Origin of the sequence: Bradyrhizobium sp. 197 (genome assembly GCF_023073375.1) — a bacterium.
Classification (GTDB): Bacteria; Pseudomonadota; Alphaproteobacteria; order Rhizobiales; family Xanthobacteraceae; genus Bradyrhizobium.
In genome coordinates this window covers 1-11,711 of the sequence record NZ_JADPJJ010000089.1, presented here as the reverse complement: position 1 = coordinate 11,711, position 11,711 = coordinate 1, and the positions used below count along the sequence as shown (strand labels likewise).

The following is an 11,711-nucleotide window of genomic DNA, read 5'->3' as shown; positions in this document are numbered from 1 at the left end:
CCTCTATAAAGGGCGCAATGTTATCGAGCGCTGTTTCTGCCGGCTCAAGGATTTCAGGCGTGTTGCTACTCGCTACGACAAACTTGCCAGAAACTTCTTGGCCGCCGTCCACCTCGCCGCTCTCGTCGCTTATTGGATCAATTGAGTCTGAACCCTAATTCCTATCCTTTGGGAATGACGCAACCGATGCACTCGGCCCGATCGGCGACTCCGCCTCCCAGCACGGTAAGCGCTCGCTTTCTGGACATAAACTTGGTCCTCCTAGACCTGAGCTTTAAGTGCGAGCTTCTGGCGCACCTGATGCGGGCTCATCACCTCCACGCCAATTCTCTCGAGAATCTCCACTGCGCGTTGCGTAAGCTCGGCGTTCGTGGCCAATCGCCCGCGAGAGAGGTAAATGTTATCGTCCAAGCCTACCCGCACGTTCGCGGCGACCAACGGGGCCAGTGCGGCATGGGGTAGCTGCATCCGTCCGATCGAGAACACCGAGTAAATGGCGTGTGGCGGGAGTTGGTGCAGCAACGCCATCAACGTGGTCGGATCGTCGGGCGCGCCGTAGCGAATCCCCAAGCACAGCTGGATCAACGCCGGATCGTCGATCAGCCCTTCCTTTATCAAATCGCGCACCGACACCAGTTGACCAGCATCGAACACCTCGAGCTCCGGACCTACGCCCATCTCCTTCACACGTGCGGCCATCGCGCGCAGCGTTCCAGCGGAATTGACCATGACGTACTGACTGCCAGCACCCCAATTCATCGATCCGCAATCCAGTGTATAGATCTCGGGGCGGAGCTCTTCCACATGCGTTAGCCTCTCACTCACGCTCGCCATGTCCGTGCCCGAGGGGTTCGGCGGCAGAGGAGAGTCCGGTTCACCCAGAAGAAGACCGTTGCCCATTCCCGTAGTCAGGTTGACAACCGGATTGACGTCTGACTCCCGAATGCGCTCCATCACGGCCCGATACAACGCCGCATCGCGCGAACCGCGCCGCGTTTTAGGATCACGCACATGGAAGTGCACCACCGCCGCCCCGGCCCGTGTTGCTTCGATTGCCGCGCGGCAATTAGGATGGCAGCGGAGCGTCAATCAGGATGAGGGAGCGTCGCCGGGCTCGTGACGCAGGGAGGGCGTAGCGCGACCGGAGTTGCGAGCCCGGCGACGGCGCGGCCACAGGGGACCGCGCCGTCTGGTGATCGCGGCCGGCTGGTTATGCACGTGGTTCTTCCGCCAAGAGGAATCACTCGCTTGCCAGGCCGACACATCATCGATCACCAGATGAGGCTCTACATGAAGTACCGTCAGACCGATAGCCCGCCAGGTGCCGCCGCCAGGCGTCGTTCAGCACGTCAACCGCGTATCGCATCGAGAATGATTCCCGACTTCCATCGCAGAAGAAGGGCGCCCGCAGTCGTCGCCGGCCGGACCCGTTGGCCAGTGTGTTTGAGACAGAAGCGGTGCCGATGCTCAAGGCCGCCCCCGGCGTGCGGCCGGTTGCGATCTCCGAGGAGGTGTTACGGCGCGATCCTGTGCTCGGAGCTGGAATCCGCCGCACGCTCGAGCGCCGGATCCGCGCCTGGCGAGCGGTCCACGACGAGGAGCAGGAGGTCATCTTCCAGACCCATGAAGTGGGCCAGGTCCGCCTGTCCGACTTCACCGATATGGGCGAGCTTGGGGCCACGATCGCTGGCGTGCCGCTCGATCATCGCCTCGATCACGTCCGGTTGGCCTATTGGGGGTTTTGAACACGCCCATGTCGTGCTCGGTGGCGAGAGCTTCGTCGCATTGGCCGAAGGGCTGCAGAATGCCCTGTGGTCGCTCGGTGGGGCACCGCGGGAGCATCGGACCGACAGCCTGTCGGCCGCCATCTGCAATCTCGATCGCAATGCGAGGGACGATCTGACCCCGCGGTACGAGGACCTCTGCGCCCACTACGGCATGCAGCCTTGCCGCAACAATGGCGGCATCGCCCACGAGAACGGGGCGATCGAGAGCTCGCATGGCCATCCCAAGCGGACGATCAACGATGCGCTGCTGTTGCGCGGCACTGCCGACTTCGATGATCTCGCCGCCTATCGCGGCGATGCCCGCAACACCAAGCGGATCGACCACGAGCGCGCCACCCTTCAGGCGTTGCCAGACCGCCGCACCTCGGACAACGAGGAGGGTGATTGTCCGCGTGACGTCAAGCGGGGCTTCACCTTGCGCAAGGTGTTCTACACCGTGCCGTCGCGTTTGATCGGGCACCAACCTGCGGGTGCGCCTTTATGACGATCGTCTCGACGTGTTCGTCGGCGGCACCATCTCGTCACCCTGCCGCGTGGGCGGCCACATCCCAACGGAAGCACGACCAGGTCGTCGAGTATCGGCACGTGATCCATTCCTTGCGGCGCAAGCCAATGGCGCTGCTCAATCTGGTCTACCGTGATCGGCTGTTCCCGCGCGATGCCTATCGCCGGACCTTTGATCGCTTGCGCGAACGATTGCCGGACAGGAAAGCCTGCCGGCTGATGGTCGATCTGCTCGCGCTGAGCGCGGCTGCGAGGCCGAACTCGCCGGTTAGCTCGCCGCCGACCTGGACACCGGTCAACCGCCCGACCTCGGACAGCTGCGCGCCCACTTTGCGCCCGATCCTGCCTGCGTGCCGCAGGTCGTGGTGCAGCTTGCCCCCCTCGCAAGCTATGAGTGCCTCATCGGCGCCAGCCAGATCGGAGACGCCGCATGAACACGGCCAACACCGTCGACATCGCGGGCCTCAATTTGTTGCTGAACGAGCTGCGACTGCCGGCCATCAAGGTGCTGTGGCCACAGTTCGCCGAACAGTCCGACAAGGAAGGTTGGCCGGCGGCCCGCTTCCTCGCCGTCATCGCCGAGCACGAAATCGTCGAACGCGGCCGCCGTCGCATCGAGCGCCATCTCGTTGAGGCGCGGCTGCCCGCCGGAAAGACCTTCGATAGCTTCGACTTTGAGACTGTGCCGATGATCTCCAGGGCGCAGGTGACCGCGCTCGCGCTGGAGAGATGCGTGCAAAGGCATGGAACACTACGATCGGTGTCCTTCGCCCCGTCAATTGACCGGAAGCCAGAATGTGCATCGCGGCGAGATAGGCTAGCATTACGCTGGAAAAGACAAGCACGCGCGCGCAGAATATTCTCTGACAAGCTTCCTTCGAGTTCTCTGAGAACATCGAGATTGTATTGGGTTCTGGCGCAGGAGTAATGCAATGACCGCTGAGCCTCAATCGCATGAATCGCGCAAGCGGCGATCGCCGGGTGATTATCGAAACCAACGTAGGAGCATCGCACGAAGTCAATTGCGTCGCGATGAATATGAGGGGGACAGTGCCCCTAGCAGTTGCGCATCCGGCTATGGCACGTCCATGGCAGCTCATGAGACCAGGCCGACGAGCTGCGTCGAAATATGGATCGGTAATCCGCACTTTAGCCAGGTGGTCGGCATTCGAGGCGGCAGTCTGCTCTCGCATTTACTGCGTGCTCGACGTACCGAAACTGGTCGCGCGGCTGTAACCTGCTCACAGCGAATGCTTGGCGACAGTGGGCAGAAGTAGCATTTTCTACACAAATTGCGGAGACAGCTCGATCCCCTCAATCGTCAAACAATTAAACCACGGGTGCTCGCTTGGGCAGCTGCCAACTTAAGTAGGACGAGCTAAAGTACAAGACATGACGCTAAATCACACAATACCTTTTTGGCAACAGAAGTTCAATGGCGCTGAACGCCACTGGCATGCCATTGGCTCCGCTGGCACGTCCCTTGCTATCGAGCACCAGCAACACTGAGTGAAAGAGCACCTGAATGCATTCAGCGCGCAAGACGAACGTAGTTCTGCTTTCGCTAGAGCGATATGGCCTGCATCGAAAAATTGGCGTTGAACACCTTAACGGCACCGAGCGAGGCTGGCCAAGATCCTCGCTAGGAGCTGACTGTAGGGCCGATCCTCGCAGTCGCCCCGGAGACTTTTGAACATTCCCACACGTCGTTGATCCTGTCCCTGCTTTCTGGCTTACGAGGAATGCCCATGAGTAACGAGAAAACAACCGTACAAACAGCGACACGGACCTATCGGCCTGTTCCGGACAAATTGGAGCCGACCAGCCACGAACGTAGTTTTCAATCTCTCTTCGAACCGCAGGGAGTTGCGGTTGTCGGGGCTTCGCCGAAGCCGGGTCTCGCGAAAAACATACTTACCAACATTGTATCGTCCGGATTCGATGGAAATGTCGCCGCCGTCAACCCGAACTACGGCAAGGTGGACGACGTAAACTGTTACAGGTGTATCTTAGACGTTCCGTTCCGAGTGGACCTGGCCATCCTATGTGTTCCGGCTGAGAGCATTCTGCGCGTTCTAGAGGAATGCAATCGAAGGTCGGTGGGCGCCGCACAGATCATCTCGAGCGGTTTCGCCGAGCTCGGCTCAGAAGAAGGGCGCGCTAGACAGCAGCAAGTTCAGCAGTGGGCGAAGGGTTCGCCGACAATCGCCCTTGTCGGGCCCAATACATATGGAGTCGTTAATCTGCACCGGCCTCTCATTGCCGTTGGAGAAAGCAGGATTCCTAGTATCGTCCCGGGAGGGGTCAGTTGTGTCTTCCAGAGCGGACAGATGGTTGCAATCATGCATCCGTTGATCGCTAGGGGCATCGGCATCAGCAAGATCGCGACCACAGGTAACGAAGTCAGCGTCACAACGGCCGAAATAATTAACTTCTTTGCCGACGATCCACAAACCACGGTGATCGTTAGTTATTCCGAAGGGATTAAGGATCCCGAAAGTCTCGCCGCTGCTTGCACGCGCGCGCGGCGACAGGGCAAGCCGATCATCATGTTGCGCGTCGGCGCTCATTCCGAAATCCAAAAGACTATTAACCGTCATACGGCAACCCAAGCAGCGACCAGCTACGAAAGCGACATCCGGCTTCTGGAAGAACTGGGGGTGATAACGGTCGATTCGGCGGAGGATCTGGTCGAAACTGTCGTAGCTTTCAACGCCTCCCTAAGACCACGAGGCAACCGTGTCGCCTTTGTAAGTTTTTCAGGTGGAATGGGAAACATTATGGCCGACCTGATTTTGGCGACACGAGGCTTGAGGCTCGCTTCGTTCTCGGACCAGCTGCGCAAACATCTGGCGGACGTGCTTCCGAGATTCGCGAACAGCTTCAATCCCCTGGATCTGAGTGCTCAAAGTGCCTTCGATACGAAAGTCCTGCGCAGTTGCATGCAGGTACTCGGAGCAAGCGGTGAGTTTGACATCCTTCTCTGGGGTAAGGACCTACCGTTGAGCATTGACGACGAGTCGCCAGTTGGTCTAGCTCTCAATGAGCTAGTGACCCAACATCCTGAAATCGTTCTTGTCCCAGTCTCGCAGATGAGTGGAGTTTCTCAAGGTAGGGAGATTGACGGAAGGCCGCCCGTGTTCGCCGGCCGACCGCTTCTGCAGGGCACGGGAATTTCGGTCCGAGCGCTAGGCAAGGTGATTGAGTGGCATACGTCGAAGCAGAGAGTGGACCGCTAAGACCATGCCGCAGGCGCGGCAGCCAAGCATGAGCAGCACATGAAATCGAGGTGTCGCAACCCGCGCGAGCGCCAAGAGAGCAACCGAAGGGCGAACTGATCTTCCCCCGAAAAAATGGACAGGGTTAAGCTGCGTTTAGCTCCATCTCGATCGGGCTGAGATAGCCGATGGCGGAGTGACGACGCGTTTGCTCGACACAGGTAAAGATATCACGTGTGGCTTCTTGCCCTGTTGCATAATGCCGGTGATGGACGAGTTCGGTCTTGAGAGTGTGGAAGAAGCTTTCCATCCGGGCATTGTCGTAGCCGTTGGCCTTGCGGTTCATTGAGGCCAGCAAGCCGGCGAGTTGGTTTGGGTCGAGCGGGTCAAATTAGCATGAGAACGGTCGCTGTCGCGCCGCTTCAGAAGATCTGGTACTATACACACCGGCTGATCTGCGGGGCTGTTATTCTTTTTTTGATCGCCCCGATCCTGGTAATCATTCCACTCTCCTTCAATTCTGTACCCTTCTTTACTTATCCGCTCGAGGGGTTTTCACTGCGTTGGTACGAGGAATTTTCCTAACGCAGCGATGGCAGAGCGCGCTGAGCACTTCGCTTCTCGTGGCGACATCTGTGACAGCACTTTCCACGGCGTTAGGGACGCCGGCGGCACTTGGGCTTAGTCTGACCTTGCCCCTCAGGCTTAATTCAGTTTGAAGTTCGTTCTGGCCCAAGCCGAGGACCAGAGCATGAAGCGCAAGCGGTTTAATGAGAACGATGCAGTCTGCACAAATGTATCCGGCCTCTTGCAAGTGGGCCGCTGTTGCGGCCAGGCCATGATGAGATCCGCGCGTGCCGTTCCCAGATAAATGGTTCGGGTTCGAAGCCCGCTTTTTTGCACAGGGTTTACGGCGCGCCGATCGACTGTTTCGTCATCACCTTCACGAACCTCGCAGTCTGGAACAAACGGGATCAGCTAAAGGCCGGATCCCGCCGTTCATAGCTTGCGCCGGGCTTGGTCATCACCACCCATGCGATCCGCGCAATCTTGGCCGCCAAGGCGACGGTGACCTTGTTAGTGTGCATGCGTGCCTGAAGTCCATCAAGCCACGCGCCAAGGCGGTATCGCGAGCGATCAAGATGAGTCACGCAGGAACGGGCGCCATGGATGATCATCCGGCGCAGATATCGATTGCCGCGCTTGCTTATCCCCAGCAGCTTCGTTTTGCCTCCCGTAGAATATTCTCTCGGGACAAGACCTAGCCAAGCTGCCATATCGCGGGCCTTTTTGAACTGGCGGGCAGATCCAGCTGCTGCCAAAAGCGCCGTCGCGGCCAGCGGCCCAATGCCCGGGATGGTCATCAATCGACGTGCGGTATCGCTTTGAGAGGCAATTGCCTCAATCTCGCGGTTGACCTCGGCAATCCGCAGCTCCAGCTGCCGCAGCTCGTCAGATGTAGATGCAAGAATGCGACGCATCGCCGAGGTTAGATCATTCGACTGATCGGCCAAAACCCTCGGCAGATCAGCCTTGAACTTGCCGGCACCCTGGTGAATAGCGATCCCATATTCCAGGCAAAAAGCGCGCATCTGATTGATGAGGCACGTCCGTTGCGACATCATCCGATCGCGAACACGATGCAGCGCTTGCAGGTCAATGTGCTCAGGCGACCTTAGCTCGACGAAGCGCATCGTTGGTCTCGTCACGGCTTCGGCGATCGCCGCGGCATCGATGATGTCATTTTTGTTGGACTTCACATATGGCTTCACGAATTGAGCTGGGATAATGCGAACGGTGTGCCCCATGGCGGCGATCTTGCGGGCCAACCATTGCGAGCCGGAGCAGGCCTCCATCCCCACCAAAGCCGGTCCTGCACATTCGAAGAACTGCAAGAGCGTATCGCGCCGAAAGGTCGCCTTCTGGATCGGCATTCCGGCGGCGTCGAGCCCAACGACGTGGAAAAGGTTCTTGCCAATGTCGATCCCAAACACCGTTGCCGGCCTGGGCTTGTTCCGTGTCCTCATTGCTTCCTCCTTTCAAAAGCCAACTCAGTCTGACTGAGAGGACGGGGCGGGTCATCCCATTAATGGTGACGCCCGCGGGGAAGCGGAAAGCTGTCGCTCATCTGGTGGATGGCCATGGGTTGAGCGAACGGCGGGCGTGTAAAGCCATCGACTGCTGCCGCATGACCATGAGATACCGGACGACCCAGGCTGACGATACCAGCCTTCGCCAACGCATGAGGGCGATCGCCCAGGAGCGCCGCCGCTTCGGCTATCGGCGGCTGCATGTTCTGCTCAGGCGGGAGGGCTATCTGATCAACCACAAAAAGCTCTTCCGGCTCTATCGGGAAGAGAAGCTGACGGTGCGCCGCCGTGGTGGCCGCAAGCGGGCGATCGGGACCAGGGCGCCGATGCTGGTTCCGATGACGTCGAACGACCGGTGGTCGCTCGACTTTGTGTCGGATCAGCTGACCGACGGCCGCCGCTTCCGAATCCTGACTGTCGTCGATGATTGTACCCGTGAGTGCCTGGCGCTGGTGGCCGATACCTCCCTCTCCGGCATCCGCGTGGCGCGGGAACTGGACCGGCTGATGATCGAGCGCGGCAAGCCCAGGATGGTGGTCAGCGATAACGGCAGCGAACTCACCAGCAACGCCATCCTGGTGTGGGCCGACCAAAGCCGTGTCGAATGGCACTACATCGCGCCGGGCAAACCCATGCAGAACGCCTTCATCGAGAGCGGCCGGCTGCGGGATGAGCTGTTGAACCAGACGTTGTTCACGTCACTGGCACAAGCCCGCGTCACACTTGGAAGTTGGCGGGCCGATTACAACGACACAAGACCACACTCGCAGCTCGGATGGAGAACCCCGTCCGAGTTCGCGATGACCTGCCACCCGCGCCGGGATCTGGCGGTGCGCTATGCCGAAGGCTCCGCGCCAGCTCCCGTCGCTGCCACCGCCCAACCGGGCAAATCCAACGGCACGGGCGAACTCAGGACTGGATAAAACCTGGGGGCAAGGTCAAGTCGGCCGAAGTTTCCGTACCGTGCTGCGGTGCTTAGTTTGTTGATTACCCCGATGGTAGTTCCCGCCGTGATTACCGCAGTGGCGATTTACTTCTTTTATGCCAATGTCGGGCTGCTCAACAGCTATGCCGGACTGGTCTTGGCGCATATTACGCTAGCCACGCCTTTTGTGGTTGTCGCTGTAACTGCCACCCTGACCGGCGGCGATGTCCCGGGTTCTGTTGAATTTCTGAAGAGGTCGGCGTTGCCCAGCTTGAGCCCCGGTCGGCTCGGGGTGCTGATTCTACAAAGGAGAGCAACGCCATGAGGAGAGATCTCACACCGGCTGGTTCGCCGGCGATTGGGGCTGTGGACGAAGCGTTTGCAGAAGTGCGGGGCGAGCTTTGATCGGTTCTGCCTTGCGGCGGGGATCGAGGCGCTCGGCACGATGATGGAGGCGGATGTCACGGCGGCCTGCAAGCCGCGCCACGGTCGCGATGCGGCGCGGCGGGCGCACCATTGGGGCCGAACGCGGGGACGGATCGGCTTCCACGGCGGCAAGATCGACGTCGAGCGCCCGCGGGTCCGGGGCGTGGACGGCCGCCAGGTCACGATCCCGAGCTGGGAAACGGCGGCGCAGGAGGACTCGCTCGGTCGCTGGGCGATGAACCTGATGCTGATCAATGTGTCGGCGCGCCGGTTCGGCACCGCGCTGTCCGGCTGCCCGAAGGTGACGTGCCGGCACCGCCCGGATCGGGGATTTCGAAGTGGGCGGCCTCGCGGAGGTTCGTAGCGCTGTCGGCGGCGCGGCTGGCCGACTTCATGGCTGCCGATCTGTCCGCGCTCGACCTTCTCGTGGCCAAATCGACGGGCTGCATCTCGGCGAGGATCTCGTGCTGGTCGCCGCGCTCGGGGTTGACGGCGAAGGCAACAAGCATCCGCTGGCGCTGGTGGAAGGGGCGACCGAGAACGCCGCAACGGTTCAGGCCCTGCTGGACTCTCGCGCGGGCTCGATCCGAAGGTGCCAAGACTGTTCATCGTCGCCGGCGCGAAAGCGTTGTCGAAGGCGATCCGCCGCACCTTCGGTTCGGCCGCTGGGATCCAGCGCTGCCAGATCCACAAGGCGCGCAACATCATGGAGCGCGTGCCAAAAGAGCATCATGCGGCGACCCGTCGGGTGCTGCGCCAGGCCTGGTAGCTCGATGACGCGGACAAGGCTGAAAAATTGATCCGCAATCTCGCGCGTCGACTCGACCGGCATTGGCCCGGCGTAGCGGCCAGCATCCTCGAAGGCCTCGACGAAATCCCGACTGTCGTCCGATTGAAGCTGCCGAAGGAGCTTCGTCGATCGCTTGCCTGTACCAACATCGCCGAGAACATGATGGGCACCATTCGCCGCGTCACCCGCAACGTCAAACGCTGGCGAGATGCCGGTATGGCCTTGCGATGGGTCGCGGCCGGGAGGCTTTGACGGTTTGGCATGCAGAGCCTACGCGAGAGAACGTGTCGAAGAAATGGGCGATCGTCTCCCTGACCTGCGTGTCGGGATCGAACGTCACATCGCCGGATTGGTCATAGATCAGGCCGGTTGGAAGGCTGCAGCGATACTCGCCGCGTCTCACCTTGTTGAGAATCCCGCCGCGTAAGCCGTGCTTTGATCACGTGCAACTCAGCCTCGCTCATTGTTCCCTTGAGGCGAGCAGGAGCCGCCGTTGAAGCTTGTCGGATCGTACACGCCATCCTCGTCGAGGATCAGAGTGTCAGCGAGCGCGCAGATCTCCAGCAAACGTTGCCAGTCGGCATTGTTCCTCGCGAGCCGGGGAGACCTCCAGGCCGATGACGATGCCTGCGCGTCCCATGCCGACGTCGCTGACTAACCGCTGAAATCCCTCGCCAGGCGGCCGATGCACCGGACTCGCCATCATCATTGTCAAGGACGATGATTTGCTCGTCGCGCCAGCCGAGCAGTTGCGCACCCGCGAAGCGCATTTTGCCGCTTTGTACTCTCGACGTTCTCAACGACTTGTCGCATCGAGGACTGGCGAATGTAGAGGTAGGCACCCCGTTCGAGGTGGTGAGGCTGGACTTTGAGGGACTCCTTCATGGCGTTCTCCGGTCGGGTGTGCTCATCGCCATTGTCGCGAGCACGTAAACGACAGCTGTGCGCTCGTTACGCGGCACCGGTGGAGTACGCGATGCAACTGACTTTTGAACAGGGCCTGCGGCGGCCAGCGTCTGCGCCCACCCCCACATGCCCCGGCGCAGAAAGAGCATGAGGCCACTGTCGGCCGTTGGCGGCAGCGCTTTGCCGAGAGCTGCCATACGCAGCACCCCATGTTGGGCCGCAATGGCGGGCGAGAGGATCGAACATGCCGGTGTCGTGGCGTGTTCATCCGGCAGTTTTTTTTAATGCTCGCTCGATCGCCCTCGGATGAACCTCGACGAGCTCGGCGCGGATCAAGCTCGCCAGCGCCCGAGCGCGAACCGGCGCACCCTGGACCAGCCGCGCCTGTCACCGAAGCGTTGTCGACGGAGACGCGACGCAATATCTCGTACTTGACTTGCACGGTTGCGGATCGAAGAATTCGTTTCCCCGAAACTTTGGATCGCGCACATTCTCGGGCGTCGGGATTGAGCGTGCCCTTAATCGTATGACCGCCATCGCCTGCCAGCCGATCGATACAGGCGCGAACAAGGAAGTGAGCGCCAAGCTCCTGGGTCTGGCAATACAATTCGTAGATGTCGCTTTCGCGGTCACCAATGAATGCAACGCTCCGGCTGTCCGAGCCGCTCGATTGACTGCCTGAGATTGTCGAGCTAGCGAACGCTTCGTTCTTCTCATTTGCAACGCGGGTCGGGTTAATCTTCTTCTTGAGCTGCGTCGTGCCTTTCAACTTTTCCGCGTCCAGAACTTCACCGCCGCTAATCCCAGCGGCAGGGCCTCGACAGTCACAGCGAGACTAAAATGCATCAGCATTCCGCAGACCGTGTGATGGCGCCAACGGTTGTCCTTGTCCCGGCCGCTGTTGACGCTCTTGGTAAGGCCAATAGGGCTAGGGTCTGTACCTAATTAGCGAGTTCTGATTCCCTGGTGCCAAGTTGATTCGGCACGGGGGACTTCGATGCGCAAAGGACTGTTCTGGCTCAACGACAAGCAGTGGGCTCAGATAGAGCCGCATCTGCCAACGAA

The 11,711-nt window shown here is 60.1% G+C and carries 6 protein-coding genes and 4 pseudogenes; 7 read left to right on the top strand and 3 right to left on the bottom strand.

Going from position 1 to position 11,711, the window contains the following annotated elements; translation table 11 throughout:
* Window positions 1–145, top strand: a 145-nt coding sequence (locus IVB27_RS20355) for a transposase (RefSeq protein WP_247442991.1), incomplete at its 5' end; no start/stop codon positions are given.
* A 116-nt stretch (window positions 146–261) separates the two neighbouring features.
* Here the strand turns inward: IVB27_RS20355 and IVB27_RS20350 are convergent.
* The gene (locus IVB27_RS20350; RefSeq protein ID WP_249811655.1) at window positions 262–1,089 is read right to left on the bottom strand and encodes a beta-keto acid cleavage family enzyme; all 828 of its coding nucleotides are present in this window, start codon (window positions 1,087–1,089) and stop codon (window positions 262–264) included.
* Between the two features lie 159 nt (window positions 1,090–1,248).
* Here IVB27_RS20350 and istA point away from each other — a divergent pair.
* The 3 genes and pseudogenes from istA to IVB27_RS20335 all read left to right on the top strand — a co-directional run bounded on the left by istA (window position 1,249) and on the right by IVB27_RS20335 (window position 5,530).
* Window positions 1,249–2,725 (top strand): annotated as a pseudogene (gene istA, locus IVB27_RS20345) (IS21 family transposase).
* A pseudogene (locus IVB27_RS20340) lies at window positions 2,722–3,012 on the top strand (ATP-binding protein); the annotation flags it as partial. The pseudogenes istA and IVB27_RS20340, both read left to right, overlap by 4 nt.
* A gap of 1,027 nt (window positions 3,013–4,039) precedes the next feature.
* Window positions 4,040–5,530, top strand: a complete 1,491-nt coding sequence (locus IVB27_RS20335) for a CoA-binding protein (protein ID WP_247445057.1) — start codon at window positions 4,040–4,042, stop codon at window positions 5,528–5,530.
* Between the two features lie 124 nt (window positions 5,531–5,654).
* Here IVB27_RS20335 and IVB27_RS20330 read toward each other — a convergent pair whose 3' ends face one another.
* Window positions 5,655–5,855, bottom strand: coding sequence for an integrase core domain-containing protein (locus IVB27_RS20330; protein WP_247445055.1), 201 nt, complete (start codon window positions 5,853–5,855; stop codon window positions 5,655–5,657).
* Window positions 5,856–6,483: 628 nt separating this feature from the next.
* Window positions 6,484–7,536, bottom strand: coding sequence for an IS110 family RNA-guided transposase (locus IVB27_RS20325; protein WP_247445054.1), 1,053 nt, complete (start codon window positions 7,534–7,536; stop codon window positions 6,484–6,486).
* A gap of 62 nt (window positions 7,537–7,598) precedes the next feature.
* Here IVB27_RS20325 and IVB27_RS20320 point away from each other — a divergent pair.
* The 3 genes and pseudogenes from IVB27_RS20320 to IVB27_RS20310 form a co-directional block, all read left to right on the top strand.
* Window positions 7,599–8,522 (top strand): annotated as a pseudogene (locus tag IVB27_RS20320) (IS3 family transposase); the annotation flags it as partial.
* 72 nt (window positions 8,523–8,594) lie between these two features.
* The gene (locus IVB27_RS20315; protein ID WP_247445053.1) at window positions 8,595–8,849 is read left to right on the top strand and encodes a hypothetical protein; all 255 of its coding nucleotides are present in this window, start codon (window positions 8,595–8,597) and stop codon (window positions 8,847–8,849) included.
* Window positions 8,846–9,989, top strand: a pseudogene (locus tag IVB27_RS20310) (IS256 family transposase); the annotation flags it as partial. The gene IVB27_RS20315 and the pseudogene IVB27_RS20310, both read left to right, overlap by 4 nt.
* Window positions 9,990–11,711: the final 1,722 nt, after the last annotated feature.

Coding starts and splice junctions, on each gene's coding strand:
- IVB27_RS20325 (WP_247445054.1), bottom strand. CDS start 7,536: ATGAGGACACGGAACAAGCCCAGGCCGGCAACGGTGTTTGGGATCGAC.
- IVB27_RS20315 (WP_247445053.1), top strand. CDS start 8,595: ATGGTAGTTCCCGCCGTGATTACCGCAGTGGCGATTTACTTCTTTTAT.
- IVB27_RS20335 (WP_247445057.1), top strand. CDS start 4,040: ATGAGTAACGAGAAAACAACCGTACAAACAGCGACACGGACCTATCGG.
- IVB27_RS20330 (WP_247445055.1), bottom strand. CDS start 5,855: ATGAACCGCAAGGCCAACGGCTACGACAATGCCCGGATGGAAAGCTTC.